The 17,791-nt window shown below is 59.4% G+C and carries 9 protein-coding genes and 2 pseudogenes; 5 read left to right on the plus strand and 6 right to left on the minus strand.

Annotated features, from left to right (window positions below; genetic code table 11):
- Positions 1–102: 102 nt before the first annotated feature.
- A complete protein-coding gene (locus C507_RS0111785; protein ID WP_018699905.1) occupies positions 103–381 on the minus strand; it encodes a DUF4258 domain-containing protein in 279 nt (92 codons plus the stop codon).
- A gap of 131 nt (positions 382–512) precedes the next feature.
- On the opposite strand from C507_RS0111785, the gene C507_RS0111790 reads away from it, so the two are divergent.
- Both C507_RS0111790 and C507_RS22785 read left to right on the plus strand, forming a co-directional pair.
- Positions 513–1,544 (plus strand): helix-turn-helix transcriptional regulator, encoded by a 1,032-nt coding sequence (locus C507_RS0111790; RefSeq protein WP_018699906.1) that lies wholly within the window; start codon positions 513–515, stop codon positions 1,542–1,544.
- Between the two features lie 186 nt (positions 1,545–1,730).
- Positions 1,731–3,020: a PDDEXK-like family protein gene (locus C507_RS22785; RefSeq protein ID WP_083923497.1), complete on the plus strand. Its 1,290-nt coding sequence runs from the start codon at positions 1,731–1,733 to the stop codon at positions 3,018–3,020.
- A gap of 162 nt (positions 3,021–3,182) precedes the next feature.
- On the opposite strand, the pseudogene C507_RS23670 reads toward C507_RS22785, so the two are convergent.
- The 5 genes and pseudogenes from C507_RS23670 to C507_RS23085 all read right to left on the minus strand — a co-directional run.
- Positions 3,183–3,682, minus strand: a pseudogene (locus C507_RS23670) (integrase core domain-containing protein); the annotation flags it as partial.
- Between the two features lie 78 nt (positions 3,683–3,760).
- A pseudogene (locus C507_RS23675) lies at positions 3,761–3,841 on the minus strand (hypothetical protein); the annotation flags it as partial.
- 147 nt (positions 3,842–3,988) lie between these two features.
- On the minus strand, positions 3,989–4,255 hold the full coding sequence (locus tag C507_RS23680) for an IS3 family transposase (RefSeq protein WP_018699907.1): 267 nt from the start codon (positions 4,253–4,255) through the stop codon (positions 3,989–3,991).
- A 102-nt stretch (positions 4,256–4,357) separates the two neighbouring features.
- On the minus strand, positions 4,358–7,312 hold the full coding sequence (locus tag C507_RS23080) for a DEAD/DEAH box helicase (protein WP_156829273.1): 2,955 nt from the start codon (positions 7,310–7,312) through the stop codon (positions 4,358–4,360).
- Complete coding sequence (locus C507_RS23085; RefSeq protein WP_156829274.1) at positions 7,312–10,281, minus strand: hypothetical protein; 2,970 nt, start codon at positions 10,279–10,281, stop codon at positions 7,312–7,314. The genes C507_RS23080 and C507_RS23085 overlap by 1 nt, the downstream gene beginning before the upstream one ends.
- Before the next feature lie 130 nt (positions 10,282–10,411).
- Here C507_RS23085 and C507_RS0111830 point away from each other — a divergent pair, with 130 nt between their 5' ends.
- From C507_RS0111830 to drmB, 3 genes are read left to right on the plus strand one after another with little or no spacing between them, the layout of a single operon-like run.
- On the plus strand, positions 10,412–12,784 hold the full coding sequence (locus C507_RS0111830; protein ID WP_018699912.1) for a UvrD-helicase domain-containing protein: 2,373 nt from the start codon (positions 10,412–10,414) through the stop codon (positions 12,782–12,784).
- Positions 12,785–12,813: 29 nt separating this feature from the next.
- Positions 12,814–15,972 carry a DNA helicase gene (locus tag C507_RS0111835; protein WP_026319039.1) on the plus strand — a complete coding sequence of 1,053 codons (3,159 nt, stop codon included), beginning with the start codon at positions 12,814–12,816 and terminating at the stop codon, positions 15,970–15,972.
- Positions 15,969–17,789 carry a DUF1998 domain-containing protein gene (gene drmB / locus C507_RS0111840; RefSeq protein ID WP_026319040.1) on the plus strand — a complete coding sequence of 607 codons (1,821 nt, stop codon included), beginning with the start codon at positions 15,969–15,971 and terminating at the stop codon, positions 17,787–17,789. Before C507_RS0111835 ends, drmB begins: the two co-directional genes overlap by 4 nt.
- Positions 17,790–17,791 lie beyond the last annotated feature (2 nt).

A 17,791-nucleotide genomic window follows, 5' to 3' on the forward strand; every position in this document is an offset into this window, starting at 1 on the left:
CGAGCAACCTCGCTCGACCAGTTTTAGCGGGACCACACTCCGGTGGACGGGGGCCGCCCCGGCCGAAGGACCAGGGTCGGCCCGGCCGGCCTGGCGGCGGGGCTACCGCCGGAAACGGCGAAGACGCTTGGCCGTCGTAATCAGCGTGCCGTCGTTGGAAACGACGAGATAGGCATCGAGGCCCTTTTCCAGGCGGGCGTACGCCTTCGCTCCAATGGCACCGCGGACCCGCTGACGCGCGGCCCGGTCCATGAAGTACACATCCGCACCGGACGAGCGCTCGCGCCTGCCGTAGGCGAACAACACCTCGACCACCTCGCCGCGGATGCCGCGCTGGTTCATCCGGGCATTGGCGTGTGCGCTGACGAACAGTCCCTCCATGACGGTCACCTCTCCCTGCGTTCATCCGTTGCGTCGTCTGAGCCTAGAGATGACAGCAAGGGTCGACAAAAACGGTCGACCGTGTCGTGATGGGGCGTTTGCTGCCCGTCGAACCCGGGGAAGAACGAGCAATGGCGTATCAAAAGGCGCGTGATCTCCTGGACCTCGCAATCGCCCTTGCCGGCAGCCACTACGGGCTGACGGCGGCGGAAATCGAGGAGCATCTCGTCGAGCGTGGTTCATCGTCCGGACCATCGCCGAAGGCACTGGAACGCCAGCGCCAGAGGATGCTGGCCCAGATCGAAGCGCTCTTCGGCCCCGCCTTGCGGACGGAGACTGACGACGAGAACCGGCGGCGCTGGACGCTGAGGACCAACGACCTGGCAAAGATGCCGCTGGTCGAGCTCGCCGACCTGGTGGCCCTGGACCGTGCCGGCGAGCTCCTTGCCCAGCTTGGTGACCGGGACAGCGCCGGCCGCCTGGACCGACTACGGAACCAGCTACAGATGGCTCTCGACGCGCGCTGGCGGGCGCGGGTCGAGGTGGACTTGGAAGCGCTGCGGGAGGCCCAGGCGGTCTCCGAACAGCCGGGTCCCTATGTCGAGATTGATCCGGAAGTCGCGCGTGTCGTCAGCGAAGCCGTCCTGGCGGGAAACTGTCTCGGCTTTGACTATCGCGGCCCGGAGAAGACGACACCGCGCGAGGTCGAACCGGTCGGGGTGCTGGTCGGCCCACGTAGCTATCTCGTCGCGCGCATCCGCCAGACGTCCGCGTCCAACGGCCCCGGCCATTGGCGCATGGACCGCATCATCGCCCCATACATCATCGATGAACCGGCACGCCCGATGCCGAAGGGCTTCACCCTTTCGGGTCATGCCCGGCGCCTGTTCGGAACCTTCTGGAGCGAGGCGGAATACGAGGAGGTGGAATGGCGCTTCTCCCCGAGCGCAGCCCCTGCCGTCAGGACATGGCGCTTCCACCCGGACCAGACATTCCAGGACCACGAGGACGGATCCGTCACCGTGCGCTTCCGTGCTTCGGGCCACCTGGAGATGGCCTGGCACCTCTACCAGTGGGGCGACAGCGTCGAGGTCATCAAGCCGAAGGCCGTTGCCGACCTCGTTGCCGGCCACCAACGGCCGGACTTCCCCGCCTTGCCCTGAGGGGCCGACCGTATTTGTCGGCGAACGCAAGCAGGATCGGGATGGCAGGCACGTTTTCGGCGCAAGCGACGCAACTAAGGCTCCTAGGGTCCGCACCCTAGCTAAACTCAGCTGCCAAACTGTCCAAGAAGGCGGGACCACCTCACGTTAGAGTTGGGTGTGAAGGGGGCCAAAAGAGAGGGGCTAATGGCGGGAGATCCGGTGTCAGCTGCAATAGAGAGAGGCATAAGCACCATTGCCCTCGAGATCCCACGATGTGATGCCGAGCGGCACGGGGCTGAACTGTACGGTGCACCGGGGTTCTCGGTGTTCTCGCTGTTCGGTGACCGGGAGACAACGCTCTCCAGAGTTCTTGCGGACCTTCTCGATCCGAACGGCAGCCACGGGCAGGGCCTCGTTTTCGTCAACGCCCTGTTGGAGATGCTCAAGCTGGACAGGCTTAGCCGTCTAGACCGCTCGGTTGACGTCAGAACAGAAGCGCCCGTGCCAGTGAAGGGGCGGGACACGAACCGCCGCATCGACATTCTGATTGAGACCTCGGATCGGCTGATCGGCATCGAGAACAAGAAGTGGACGGGACAGAGCGAGAACCAGCTGGCTGACTATTGGGCCTACTTACAAGGGCGGGCCGGCTCGAGACTGCGCCCTGTGTTGATCTACATATCGAATGAGGATCCTGGCGACCGATCAATCATTAAGGTTCCGTATTATGATGAAGACGAGCAGAATCCATCGATTGACCGGCTGCTCCGGCTGGCTCGGAGAGACGTAAAGGCATCGCGTATCAGCGATTTCGTCGACGATTTTTGCAGCTGGATCGGTCGCACGTTTGCAGGTTCGGAGAGTAGCGGGATGGATGTCTACAAAGAGACAGTTCTCAGCGCAATACGGCAAAGCGGTAACCCTGAACAAAGAAAAGCCGTCGGCGCGGTACTGCTCTCAAAGCGGAATATTATTCGCGCTTATATTTGCAATATTGAAGAACACATTGTACAGCATATCAAGGCCGAAATACCTAATATTTCTGTGGTCGAGACACCCGATCGCAACAATACATGCCCATTATGTGAGTGTATTGAAAATAAATGGTGGTGGTGGGCTCTTCGGTGTCCCGATTGGCCAGCTCACTGTTTTCTCTACATTCAGTCTAATTCAGGTGGCCGGCGTAGTTTGATCTACGGCGTTGGCGCGTTGGATCCGGAGAGCAGTGACGGGAAGGATCCCAAGCACGAGCACTACCGTTCCGAGCGCATTGCTGAGCTTGACCAAGCCGTTTCTGCGTACAGCAGCGATGGTCGTCGTAGCCCGTGGAGCCGCTGGGACAAAAGCCTTCCAACAGCTGACTGGACGGCAGAAGCTATCGGTATCGCCCTCGTTCTAGGAGAGCGGTTTCCGGGAGAATACTTTGGAGTTGGCAAGTTAATTGAAGATTTTATCGGCCTAGCAAAGGCGATAAACGCAATCAAATCAAAATAGAGAAAATTTAGGGAATAGCGCGCCTCCTTTAGGCGGTCTATTTTCAGATTTAATACATCGCGCTTTGTTTTGAACCCCAAGCTTGGATCGCCGGCTTCTAGAGGTTTCCTGCTCTGATCACGGTGACGGGCTGGTTGCGCCACTGGGATTATGCAAATCGATCGGGACGTTGTACCCAATCGACCTGTGGGTTCTGACCTCGTTGTAGTCTTTGCGCCAATCCTCCAGCTTTTCGCGGGCATCGGCAAGGTCCATGAACCAATGGGCGTTCAAGCACTCCGCCCGGAGCTTGCTGTTGAACGCCTCGATGAAACCGTTGTCGGTGGGTTTGCCGGGCGCGATGTAGCGCCATTCGACGCGATGATCCTTCGACCAGGCGAGGATGGCGTTCGAGGTGAACTCCGTGCCGTGGTCGGAGACGATCATGCCCGGCTTGCCGCGCCGGCTGATCAGGTCCGTCAGCTCACGTGCCACCCCACGACCGGAGATCGACGTGTCGGGGATTGCCGCCAGGCAAAACGCGGGTCACGTGCGCGGTAGAGCCGGTAGATGCGGTTGATCCCCGACGGCTCGCCCTCCCGCCGCAGCAGGATGAACAGGCGCCGGTATCCGAAACGTCGCCGCTCGTTGGCGAGGTCGCGCAGCTTGCCGCGCAGCTTCGCCTTCACCCGGCGCTTGGGGTGCTTGTTACGCAATTGCAGGCCCAACTCGTTGTAAGTCCTGCGTGTCTTCTTGATGTTAACCTGCCAGCCCTCCCGTCGCAGCAGCACGTGTACGCGCCGGTAGCCGTAGCGGACGCGTGTCTCGCAAATCTCCCTGATCCTTTGTTCGAGGCCGGCCTGTCCGGTGCAGCGGGACTTCTAGTGGTAGCTCGAGGTGTCGAACCGCAGCGCCTGAGAGGCCCGGCGGATCGACACGCCCCAATCGACCAGCATCCCGTCGACCTGCTTGGCGCTTCCGGGCAGGCCTCAGAGCTTTCGGCGGATGATGTCCTGCAGCATCTCCCGATCGGGCGTAAGGTCGGCCACGATCTTCTTCAACCGCGCGTTCTCGTCTTCCAGGGACTTCAGCCGCCGCATCTTGTCGGGCAACAGCCCGCCGTATCGCTTCTTCCAGTTGAAGTAGGTCGCCTGGCTGAGGCCCGCCTTCCGGCAGACCTGGGCCACCGGCGTCCCCTCCTCGCCCTGTTTCAGGATGAACGCCTTCTGCGCCTCCGTGAACTTCGATGTCTTCATCGTTCTCAGCTCCTCTCCCAGCCGGGAAAGCCTAGCCGAAAACTCAAGCTTCAAACGGTCCAGTTCTCAGGGAGCAGAGCAAGTTCCGACTTCGCATTGCAGTCATTCGTCGGCGACGAGAGCCAAGAAAACCGTGCAGGGTCGAATTCTCCCAAATAGAGTGCTTCCACCAGCAATGTCGCGAATGAACGTTGTGGCTTCTGAATAGTTCAAATGAGCCATCTCGAGCGATCTCTCCAAAGCAGCCACCTGACCCTGCCAAAGTTCGACTGGACCGGCTTCGGGTGGTGATTGCCTGCGGTGCCCCAAGGCCAACTCTCTGTTTCTTATATTTGATTGAAAATGGGCGCTTGCTTGCAAGGCGAAGCCTACAAGTTCTTTTCGGATCCCATTAAGGAGCGACGCCTTGTGGTGCTCCACCTGCGATGTGATCGCTGACAACTGTCGAGATCGAATCACATTCACAACCTCATGCTTCTCGAGGGGCGCGAGTGGCGTTCTACCCTTGGCCAACGCATTGTTGGTGGACGTAGTTATCGGCTGTAGGCACAGGTCCACTTGATCAACCGTCAAATCCTGCCAGCCATCGGGTGCTTTCCAAGAACCAACTCGAGCAAACCTTGCTGGCGCCGCAATCCTGATCTTGCGCTGGAGGGCGTGAATCAGAGCCTGAAGCGCATAGCGGTCGGCGCTGAGCGCTCGCCTTTGCGCATCTGTCGGCGTGGATTCGAGGATTTCCTTTGCTCTGGGCGTCCAAAGTGGTGGAAGCAGTTCATCCGGAAATGGATCGATCTGCGCTGCGGAAATGATCACCAGTGGGCCAATCCCTCTTGCCGGGTGGCCTTCGGGCAGCCTGACGCTCGTCTGGACAACCGGCTTTGCTGTTCCGAAACCATTGAAACATGCGGCTGTGTAGCCGGCGACCAGACCATCGTGCAGCTCTGCGCCGTGATCGAAAAAGCGTAGCGGGCGTCCGGATCTTTCCCCATCGTCCGTGACGACGATCTTCCGAGGCGGAGAAGAGATGTCCGCTCGACGATAGATGAACGGGACATGTCCCGACATCCAGTTCTCCCGCGACGCACCAGGTAGAGCGAAAGGGCTATCGCCCGCGCGCCCTTTTTCGCCAACGCCATGATACCAGATCGTCTGGAACCTATAGTCGTCGACCTTGTCACGTCGATACCCGATGTCGAAATCACGGGAAGCAGTTATTGACTTCAGCCATGCACCGATTGCGCGCTCTTCTCGCCGTACTGGTGTATCCGTTGCGCGCGAGAGTTCAGAAAGCATCGCCGGCGCTGGACACGGCTTCTGAAGCCACTGATCGAATTCATCAGCTGCCCGCTGATGGGTGAAAGGGTTTGCTTCCTTGAAACGAGAAGGTAGCCCGGTGCCGTTTCCCGTAAGTGGAGCAAGCGAAAGGGCTGCCTTGCGCCCGATGGCAGCGCGTCCCAGCACTGTCTGAAGCTCAGCCAGTTCTGTGGGTGAAAGTGGTGGCAGCGGAGCGTCGAATACACCAAGTTCCGCGACTGTGTCGGCAATCGCGGCTTCCTGGGATCCTTCGATCAGGATGCGCCAGATATCGATGACACGTCTAGAGCCTTTTCGGTCGCCCGTGGGGCCAAGACGGTCCACCCGCCCGATCAGCTGATCGATATCATCGATTCCCCAAGGCAAAGAAAAAAAGATGATCCCTTGGGCCACGTGGTGAAGGTTCAGCCCTGCTTGCACCCAGTCGCCGACGAGCAGAAGCCGGCTCTCACCGGACAGCAACGGTGCAAGCGTTTCCTGGATTTCGCGAAGATTGGTGGTACCTTCGACATCCGTCGCTGCGGGGCGCCGCAGCACTGAGATGCCATCTGCGAGGAAAGGGAAATACCTTGGAAGCGCTGCGCTCAGCATGTCGATGGTTGGATTGTCTCCACAGACAATAATGAAGGCGCGATTCTCATCATGGCACCATTGCTCCGAAAGGATATCGAGCAATGCTTCGAGGCGGCTGTCACCGGGATCTTCGAGTGACTTGATGCGAGCGGCTTCTGCCAGCTGAGCGAGGGGGCCTCCCCGTGTCGCAAGTTCTGTCAGAACCGTCCGCGCCGCTCTCGCGCTGCGCTGCAGGGCACGTGCGGCTGTCCAGGCAGGTCCTTGGATGCCTTCGGCTGGATCTGCGTCCGCAAGCACCAAGGCAGCGATCTCATGCCGCATTCGCTCGAAAGTAAGTGGTTGCAGCCGAACCTCATGATTGCGTCTCTGCGGCAGATATTCGCCCCATTCGGAGCGACCGTTCCTTATTATGCGCCGTGCCGCTCCCGACTGCAGAAAGCCTTGGGTCCAGTCTTCAGGGCTATCCGATCCGCCAATAGCCGCAATTGCCGCTTCCTCGCGGTCTTGAAGAATGTCAGCAACGGTGCGGCCCTTCATCCGCGCAAGTGCGGCAGCTTCCGGCTCGATCATTCGCAAGATCGGTTCGCGCCAGGCAGGATCGCCGAGTCTCGGAGTGGCGGATAGGACAAGAACCTGCCGGAACTCGTCCGCTGCCTGCGAAATCGCTTGAATCGCGTCTCGCGGCATCGTTTGGGGCTCGTCAACGATCAATAGATCGAACACAACAGGATCCGCACTTAGTGTTCGCGTACCCTGTCCAGGACGTGTCACCAGATCGCGTGGACGCGCTAACGTGACTGGCGACAGACCGTCCTGAATACCTTCTCCGATCGAACCGGCGATAGCCGGCATCACGTGGCCTCGTATCCAGCACTCCTCCTGCCACTGCGCCAATAGATTGTCTGGCGCAATCACAAGCGTTCGGTGTGCGGAATGTTGCCAGCGCAGGGCATTCACGATCATCAATGCCTGCACGGTCTTGCCGAGTCCCACCTCATCCGAAATCAAGTGACGAATGTGGGAGTCTCCAAGAACCCGGCGCACAGTTGCAATCTGGTGGGGCAATGGGTCAGCGGCGACCCCGAGGGCGCCGACCAGACCAATATCGAGAGCCGAAACCCTTCGCCGCAACGCCTGTACGCAATTCACAAACCGAAGGTAGTAGTCCATCAAACGGTAGTCCCGTTCGGCAGATCTCCGAGCGCGAATTTGCGTCGAAGCGCAACATAACGAACGGCTCTGCTGGTTCGGATGTCCGAAAGCCCCTTTGCCACGAACTCTCGCCAATCTTCTGTTTCCACCATTGCCTTCGGTGAAAGCCACAGCTGCAACATGGTTCGGATTTCAGAACGTCCGAGCCAACGAAGCCCGGGTCGTCTGGAGGCGTCAACATGGGTAGAGTCAAGAAGATCGACCAAGTCGTCCTCCGTAAGCTCGCTATAAGAGGGCTTGACAAGTGCCAACCACCTCGCCTCCGGCAGAATGAACGGGCGGAACATCGGAAACAGCGGGATTTCGCGCGAGCGTTCCAGCGCATCGCGCCATGAGTTTGCGGGACGGGCCATGTCCACTTCGTCGAAGGCTTCAATACCGTCCGCTTCCAATTTCTGTCGCAAGTCTTCATATGCCTCGATCACCGCAAGATCGAGTTCTCCCGCCAAATCTTCAGTCCACTGCAACAGCGCTTCCGAGATGTCCGGCACAGCTTCCCGAAGACGGACGGTCAGCCGCTCTCGCAGAAATTCCTTATCGTGAGCAGTCTCAATATTCGGCAAGTCCTCGCCTGAGACCAGGCCGAGGGCGTCGGCACAACGAAGAAGCGCGCCATGCGGGGAAAGTATCGAGTGATCGATACCTGCTTCCAACCTGCGCCATCTCGCTCCGCAAAGCTGCTCGATCAACGCGGCTTCAAGCTCCTCGACCACCGACCATCGTTGCCAGGTTCCAAGAAGGTCATTCGCTTCTGCAAGTTGCCACGCAACATTCGCGCGAGCCAATTCGATGATTCCAACGCCATCCTCGTTCGACGTCGGTTCCCGAAGTAATGCAGGAAGTGATACTCTCCTGCGATCTCCCAGGACAAGCCGAGTGGACTCCGATCCGGAAAGGATCAGGCCCGCCGTCAGCGCCTCGTGGTCGGCCGCATCCGGCAGTACCAGCCGGGTTCCCGGACTGCGGTCCCCTGCTGCCCCAAGAAGAGGCGCAACCACCGTCGCCGTGATCGAAGGGATCGCTCCAGCGTCTTCGCCGCCCCTTGTCCACTCGCCCGTCTCCCCGTCATAACGTATCTCGCGGCGAACCGGTGGAAGCAAAAACACCTTTTCCAGAAGCCCCTCGGCTTCGACATGCAGTCGCAAGCCGGTTTCGTTTGCTCGCTGCCCAGCCAACTTTGTCTGGATTTCATGCAGTACTGGAGAACGTCCCGTTAACCTCGCCGGAAGCCGGTCGATCACACCTTGAACCACGAGCGCCGGCTCGTTCGGGGAAACCACTCGAATGCGGATCGGAACAGCCTCAAGCGCAAGGGGAGCAGTCACTCTGATCTCAAGTCGGCCTGTCTCGAGATCGGAGACATTTACGTTGGCCGGCAACAATTTCACCATGGCCGGTTCAATGTCCGGCGGCTCTACTACTTCGAACTCCAGCCTGTCGAGTTCTCGACCTTCCGCCGGTTCGATCAGATGAAGACCAACAACCGGTCTGATTGCCTTCCAATCGGCGCCGCCGATACTCAGAAGATCACCTGAGGTCACCGCTCCATCGAGAAGGAATACAGCGTCTGCCACTCCCCGCTGCGATACCAGAACCGGAAAGTCATCAATGAACCTCGTCGAAGCCCCGGGCGCAGGCAGTCCAGCAACCCGCAGAGTTGAAACGCGGTCCGCTATCACAAACCCGCGGCGACGCAAGAACTCGATATCCGAGGGGTTGGATGTTTCGAGAGTCCGCGTTTCGACGTTATCGTCTTCACCTGCATGAATGAGCTGCAGGATCCTGGTGTCGGGCTGAAGCTTCTCGCCCGGAAAAACGGCGTGAGCTGCAAGGCCATTAGGCTCGACAGCGAAATACTCCGGTTCAAGCGGCTGCAAACGTTCCAAAGTGGTCTTTGCAATTCCCTCATCAAGATCGACAGCGTCGTCGCGGCGCAACGGAGACATCGGGAAAGGAGCAATATTCTTTAGAACGATTTCACCCCCGGCAAGGAATGCGCGAAGCGAGATCACATGAATCCCGTCAACCGCCCGTATGCGGTCGCCATGTATGCCCAAAGCGGCGATCACTTCATCTCGCAGCTGGGCCGGCAAAGTTGGTCCACGAATGCCCAGATGTTTTGGCTCGTCATCCCTCAGCGCAAGAACATAGCGGGATGCTGTAATCTGGGTTAGGCGTGCCGTTCTTCTTGCAACCGTCTTCCGTGCCTCGGTGATTGCTCGAAGCGCACGCCAATCCTTTCGGATATCCCGATCGACTCTCGCGAGAAGGCTCCCAGACAGCCAGCCTTCCGACGCAGGGGCAAGAAGCCTGCGCATGACCTCGAGGGCAACGTCCCTCTGAAGGAGCCAGTTCTCGAAGCGACGACTTGCATGCCCTGCCGCAAGCGCTCTCAGGTAGTCGAGCAGCCGGTCCGTATCGTCGGCTGAGACTCCTGCCCTGACGGCACGTCTGAGGGCGTCTGTGAGCTGGGGCTGAATCTCAAGAGGCACCAACGAGTTGCCGATAGGCCAAGAGATATGGGGGAAATGGCGCTCCCAAGGGCTGTCCCCGGGTCGCGCGAGGCGAAGCTTATTGTGCCCGAGTTCGAACAGCCGAGACAGACCGGAACGGAATGCAGGCCCCGTCTCTACTCCTAGTTCTTGAGAGAGTACCGGCCAGAAATCGGTTCCAGTGCCACGGTATCGGTACCCCACCTCCGTTGCGATCACCAGCAACGGAAGATAGTTCCAAGCCCACGCTGCTCCCGCGAGCTGCGGATCCTCCTCAATCTGTCGCGAAACCGCCTTTCTCAGCTCTTCCACCGCGGGATCGTCAAGCCCGTGCTCGATAGCAAATACCGGCAGTTGGCCTCGTGTCTGAGCAAGGTCGAGAAAGTGCTCGGCAAGTGCCTGATGTTGGTCGGTCAGCACATTCGCGCCATGCATCTTTCCATCCGAGTTTGTACAATATCGCTGAACACGATCACCGCAGCGATAGTCCGAAGTAACCATCGCAAGGTTGACTGCTAACTAATTGAACGTCAATCATAATTAGGAGCATAGAGAGAGGTGCCGTGTGACGTCTGAAACTACGTTTGCGCCCGGCCGGTACGTGCCAGACATACCGACCAACGGCAGCACAACGGCGATCGCGGATCTGGTCCGGCGCATCGTCCATGCGCGCCGTGGACTCAGCCGCGCCGAAGTTGTGAGTTGGGTATTGCAATTCCTCGATGATACGGACCGCGTTGACGCCACGGCACGGGTGGCCGGAGTGATCGACATGCTGTGCGAGTTGAAGGACATTGGCTACGGCACGATGCGCGACGAGCCAGTTCTGGTCAGCTTGCCGGAGCGTCGGGTTGCACTGCCGGACGGTACGATCGTAGCCCTCGGGGATCATGGTAACTCCGTCGGAACAGGTTCCGAGAAACTGTTTCCGGAAGTCACTGGAGGCGCGACCGAGAGTCTGGTCGAGGTTCTTGCGTCATTTGATGAACCCGTATCCCTGATTGGCCAACAGGCGATTGAGCCCATTGGGCAGTGGACTGGAGACGGAAAGATGCCTGCGGCCCTGCGCAGGGCACTTTCGCTCAGCGGAGCCTTCGATCCAGTCGAGCAGAAATGGTCGATAAGTGAAGAGAACGCCTCCTTCTTGAATGAGTGGTTCGGCCTCGTCCCCCTCGCTTCTTCGGATCTGGACGCTGTCCCCGATGAGACCCAGCTTCGCGTGGCGAAGGCTCCTGCTGGACTGAGAATGGTGGTCGAGGCTGGCCCCGGGTGCGGCAAGACCCATGTGGCCTGTGAGCGTGTCATCTCCCTAGTGGATGCAGAGGGTCTCGCCTCTTCGCGTATACTGCTACTCAGCTTTACACGCATCGCGGTGGCAGAGCTTCGCGACCGCATCGGTCGCCGCCTTGGTGAAGTACCGAATGCAGCCGCGCTGCAAGTCAGGACGTTCGACTCTTTCGCGGTGCGCCTGCTTGCAAATGCTGGTTTGGGTTCTTCAGGCGGCCATGATGCTGGCATTCGGGCTGCTACAAGACTTATGCGATCGGACAACCCACTCGTTGCAGATGCACTCGGTCAGCTGGAACACGTGATCATTGATGAAGCGCAGGATCTCGTCGGCGACCGCAAGGAGATGTGCGAAGCGCTTCTTGCGTTGCTAGATCCCGCCTGCGGCGTAACCGTATTCGGGGATTTTGCACAATCGATCTACGGCTACCAGCGCAGGGGCACTTCGAATGCCACATTGCTCGCAGAAGTCGCGACGCGTGCCGATTTCACTTGCAATCAACTTGTGCGCGACCACCGCACCCGGACGGAAGCCTTGAAGGGAATGTTCACCTCAGTTCGCGAGACATTGAGAGGCGATCCGGCGAGCTCACGGGAGGGCTACTTTCATGTTCGAGAGCAGATCAGGAGCGCTGCGGTTGAGAATGACATCAAGGGGTTTGAGTTTCATCCGTCTACAACAGGCGGCCTGATCCTGACACGAAGCCGCCGAGGCCTGTTCACTGCTGCCGAACGCATGCGCACCGCCGGCAGAAGCTTCCGGTTCCGTCTGCCCGACCGCCCACCCAGGATTGAGGCATGGATCGGCGCGCTTCTGGGGGGGCTTCCGGCCTCGACCCTTATGTCGCAGAATGACTATCGTTCCCTCCATGAGGCACTGAGCCCGGCGCCATGGCGGAACGTTGAGGAGTGCTGGGAGATCCTGCTCGACCTGGATGCTTCGGGTCGAGATATGATCTCTGTTGGCAACATCGCCGAAGGTCTTGAGGATCCACCCCTTGAGCTCCTCAGCGACCATGAGGGAAGCTCGGGACCCTTGCTCTCGACGATCCATGCGATCAAGGGGCGAGAAGCCGAAAGGGTCATGCTGCTCCTCATGCCGGCAACGTACAGCGACCATGTTGACTGGTCGGAGGAAGCCCGCACCTTGTACGTCGGTGCAACCCGCGCAAGCACGGAACTGAGGACAGGGTGGGTCAGCCCGAGAAAATTCTACAAGATCGGAGACCCGGAACGCTACTGGGCCGCGCATCCTGATCATAGGATGATCGAGATCGGACTTGAGGGAGATCTCGTCGACTGGGCCGAATTCGTGCGTTCGGGCCATATCGTCAATGAGGCCGAAGCAATCTCGTGCATTTGGCGTGCATCGATCGATGAGCCGAGGGTGGCGGCCTATCCTGATACGGATGGACGTCTCGTTCTGAGGATCGGAGATCATGACGGAGCGGCGATCGGGTGCCTGTCGCATGGCGTCATCGACTTGATCCAGGCGCTACGAAAGGTCGAGCGGGATTCCGGGCTTCCAGCCGTCGTCGCGGGAATTTCCGTCGTTGGAGCGACTACGGTTGTTGTGCCAGGGCGGTCCGGAGAGGCAGCGAGCCTTGCTCTCATGCCACTGATTGGCGGCTTTGGCAGCATTCCTCGCTGAGTGATAATTCTGGTGTCTGGAAAACGTAAATGATTGATGCGCGCGACACGCTACTGGAACGGATGAAGGTCGATCTCATCGGCCCGGACGAGCCGAATGAACTGATCTCGGATCGCCCGACTGATCGATACCTGACCGGAATCCTATTCCCGCCTCGCACGATGATTTCGCCGGAAGATGACGACGAAGCGAGCGATGCGGACGATGCGGATGCGGTGGGGACCGCGCTGGATGGGGTCAAGGCGGCTTCGGCATTCCGACCAAGTTCGGCTGGTCTTTCCTTTGCCGTCCGACCAAGCGGTTCGGCGCCCAGACTGCGGGTTCGGGTGGATGGGGCTCGTTACAGGCGTGAGAGCGCGGTCGAAGATAGCGCCGGTCTAGCCACGAAGCGGGTGCAGAGTTGGCGGCGATATCCTCAATTCGCAGAGAAGCGACTTGAACTCGCTGAACTGCGCGAGCAAGCGGCCCCTGTCGACAGCCTTGCCAGCAGCGGACTTGCCGGGGCTTCCTTGCACTGCCGGATCGCGCCTTGGGGTGATATCCTGCTCGTGACGATCGCAGTGACAAACGATGCGAGGCCGACTGAAGCAAAAAGTCGCGCAGCCAACGAGGAAGCAGCGCTTTTTCAATTCTCTTTGAGTGTAGAATGCGAAGCCGATTGCAAGTTCGTTCCAAAGCCGGACAGAACCGGATCGGCAAGCGACGAAAACGATGCCCGTGCATCTGCCTTGCTGTATCGCGACGTGCAGCAATTCGCGGTAGGTCACACCTGTTCCGCGATGTGGGACGAGCCCGTTGATGGGGCTGTACACCAGGTGAGGACAAGCTGGTTTCCGGAAGCCAGCGTCCATGTCGTCAGCGCGGAAGGCGATATCGAGTTTCAGCAGGACAAAGCTCGCTCACCGCTTGCGGCGTCGTGGCTTGCATCGGAAGACACCCCAAGTCTCATCGCAGGACTGAAGTCGTTCGTTGCAGCCTACGCGCAATGGATTTCCAGGATGGAAGGTGCGGCGCTCGACATGCCGCAGGAACATGTCAAGCAGGGACAACTGCATATGCAGCGCTGCCGAACCGCTGAACAGCGAATGCGATCTGGTATCGCGCTGCTGGAGTCGTCACCCGAGGCGCTGACCGCGTTCAGGCTCGCGAACACCGCTCTCGCGCTCCAGTATTCATGGCGCGTCAATCCGCAGCCTCCCGATCTGATCTGGCGGCCGTTTCAGCTCGGTTTCGCGCTCCTGTGTCTGGAGTCGATCGCAAACCCCGACTCCTCCAATCGCGAGACGATGGATCTTCTTTGGTTTCCGACCGGTGGCGGAAAGACCGAAGCCTATCTGCTTTTGACAGCTTTCACGATCTTCCTCCGTCGGCTCCGGGCAGCGGGGAAGCCGAGCGGCGCAGGCGTGACAACGTTCATGCGCTACACCCTCAGACTTCTGACCATCCAGCAGTTCGAGCGCGCAGCTGCTCTGATCTGTGCCTGCGAGATGGTCAGGCGCGGCAAGGTCAAGCTGCAAGAGGTCGATTTGCCTGCACACTTCGCAACGGATACGCCGATTTCCCTCGGACTTTGGGTAGGGGAAGGTGCCACACCAAACACGGTTTCGCAGGCGGAGCTGGTACTCGATACGGAAGCGGAAAGCTCGCCGGCTCAGTTGCGCAGTTGCCCATGCTGTCGTGAAGTCCTCGACTGGAAAATCTCGTCGGACAAGAGCCGTGTGGAGGTACGCTGCCTGACGAAGTCATGTGACGTGGGGCAGGAATTGGCATTGCTCCCTATCTGGACCGTAGACGAGGATGTCTATCGAGAGCGGCCGACATTGTTGATCGGCACAGTCGACAAGTACGCACAGATCACGAGAAACCAGAAAACTGGCTGCCTTTTCGGCATCGGAACGGCGGCGGATTCCCCGGAACTGGTGATCCAGGACGAGCTACACCTGATATCGGGTCCCTTGGGCAGCCTGGCGGGGCTCTACGAGACCGCGATCGATGAATTGTGTCGCTCAGGAACTGGCGTAAGGGCGAAGATCATCGGATCAACGGCAACGATCCGTAGAGCTGAAGATCAGATCAAGGCCCTGTTTGACCGCAGCTCCTTCCAGTTCCCCCCGCCTGGGCTGGATCACACCAATTCGGGTTTCGCGATCGAGAATCGTGAGGTGCCGGGCCGTCGCTATATAGGCATCTCGACCGTCGGTCGCTCGGCCAAATTCACTCAACAGGCTGTCGCTGCATCTCTGCTCCAGGGAGCTACCGACACGACGCTACCGCCAGACAGGCGCGACGGATACTGGACCCTCGTCAATTACTTCAATTCGCTGAGAGAGCTGGGTGGCAGCCTCGTTCTAATGCGCGACGACGTTGCGCGCAGTATCCGGGACTACGCTGCACGCAGACCGGGTGAGGCCGAGCGCGACGCAGGTATGCAGATCGAACTCACCAGCCGCGTCCGTTCTAGCGACATTCCGAAGCACCTCAAGGATCTGGAGCGTGCCTGGAGCGATCCCGACCACGTCGACATGGTTCTGGCGAGCAACATGATCTCGGTGGGGATGGACGTTTCCCGGCTTGGCCTGATGGTCGTCAATGGTCAACCAAAGACGATTGCCGAGTATATCCAAGCCACTAGCCGGGTTGGCAGAAGCCAGCAGGCGCCCGGGCTTGTGATCACCTTGTTCAATGCGGCCAAGTCCCGCGATCGCAGCAGATATGAGACCTTTGCCAGTTGGCATCGCAGTCTCTATCGGGATGTGGAAGCGACGAGCGTGACCCCCTTCGCCCCGCGTGCCCGCGACCGCGCACTTCACGCTCCGTATGTCGCGATGGTGCGCCATCTGGTTGATGGGATGGAGAATCCGGGCGCAATCGAACACCATCAAAGAGAAGCTGAAACACTCCTCGAAACCGTAATTGCCCGCATCGAGCGGATTGATGCGGTAGAGGCAGATGCTGCGCGCGCACAACTCAACTCATTCCTTGATGACTGGTTCGACCGACAGGGTTTGAAGGACTATTGGCAAGACTACGGAGAAGCACTTCTGACTTCGGCGGAAGCGGCAGCAGAGTGTGGCAACAAGGCACGCTTTGCGGGGCAGAAGCCAACTCCGAACTCGCTGCGTTCCGTTGAAGCTTCGGCATCGTATGTTCTTTTGGAAGGCGGATCCGACAGGGGGACAGCACAATGAAGCCGATCGGCAAAATTCGCCGGAGTCAGGTTCTGACAGGCAATGGCCCCGGTGCGATTATCGACTTCAGAGGCGAGAACGGCGCGCCTGTCTCCGTGGTGGCGGCTGGCCTTGAGGCGTGGGATCAACTGGCTATCAAGAAGGGGCTTCTGAACGATCAACGCATTCATCATGAGCCACTTCAGGCGAGGCTCCAGGTGAACGGGTTCAGGTTACCTCCTGTGGGCGACGAAAAAGTCGGAAGGGAAAAACGACCACGCCTCTTGCCCGCCTACAGGTTCCCGGATTGGCATGTCTGTCCGAAGTGCAACCTCCTGCAGCGTAGCCGCTTCTGGAGTTCCGAGATCGGTAAACCAGAGCTTTGGTGCCCTTCCTGCAGCTCCGGGCGAGGCAAGCGCATCAGGAAGGTATATGCAATGCCGGTCCGCTTCATCGTGACGTGCCCGGCGGGGCACCTTCAGGACTTTCCTTGGATGTCATGGCCGAAGCACGCCGAAGCCTGCTCTCGCAAGAAGGCACTTAAGCTCATCGGGGAAGGCGCTGGGTTGAAGGGGCTCAAGGTGCATTGCTCCGAGTGCAAGTCCGAACGCGACCTGGATGGTGCCTTGTCCCCCGGCGCGCTGGGCAAGATTTCATGCGACGGCAGGTCACCATGGCTCAGGAAGCAGCCAGAACCCTGCAACCATCAGCCAGTTGCTATTCAGCGTGGTGCATCGAACGCCTATTTCCCCGTAATTGAATCCGCGCTTGACGTGCCGCCATTCGGTGGTTCCTTCCGCGACATGCTGGAGGATTTCTGGCCGGACATCATTGCGCTGGACGATAGGACGCAGCTCCCCGACTTCGTCCGGAAGCGAATCCTTCCCGTGTGGCCTGAGCCTGACACGAAGCCGGAAGATCTGACCGCGCGGATACTGACGCTGCTGACAATGCTCGACAACAAGGCCGGTGACCTGCGTCCTAACGAGCACCTGATGCTTTGCTCGGGCGGCCCGGACGGAGAAGAGTTTCCGGAGTTCCAGATCTCGCCTCAGGCGGTCCCGAGCGATCTGAAGGGCGTTCTGGACCGTGTAGTCTCGGTCGAGAGGCTGCGCGAAGTCCGGGCTCTCAAGGCATTCAGCCGTCTCAGTCCGGTGGAGGCAGCCGACAACAGCGCTTTCGTGGCGCCGCTATCCGAGAAGAAGTTGAACTGGCTTCCGGCGATCGAGGTCCGCGGGGAAGGCATATTCATCAACTTCGACGAGACAGCCGTACGTTCATGGGAGAACGACCCGAACGTAGTCGAAAGGGCTGCAAAAGCGCATCAGGCCGCCGAACGTTCGTGGCAAGACCAAAACGGCAGCGATCGCCCCTTCCCCATGACGATCTCGGCGAGGTTGCTCCTGATACACACAACGGCCCACGCGCTCTCGGAGCGCCTGTCACTCGACAGCGGGTACTCGACCGCATCCATCCGAGAGAGGTTGTACGTCTCGCCAGGTCCCGGCGGGATGTGCGGATTTCTTCTATACACATCCGCACCGGACTCCGATGGAACACTGGGCGGGTTGTCGCGACAGGGGCGCACCAGCGAGATTGGCCCGATCCTGCTCGCCGCACTTCGGGATCTGGAGTGGTGCTCTTCGGACCCGCTATGCAGCAGCGGCATCCTCTCACTCTCAGAAGGATCTGGATCCTCGGCCTGTCACTGCTGCACCTTCCTTCCGGAAACCTCGTGCGAGCATTTCAACCGTCACCTTGACCGCGGTATGCTGGTAGGAACACCAGCGAACCCTGAACTCGGTTTCTTCCGCAAGCTTCTGGATGGAAGGTCCTGAAG

Source organism: Amorphus coralli DSM 19760 (assembly GCF_000374525.1).
Classification (GTDB): domain Bacteria; phylum Pseudomonadota; class Alphaproteobacteria; order Rhizobiales; family Amorphaceae; genus Amorphus; species Amorphus coralli.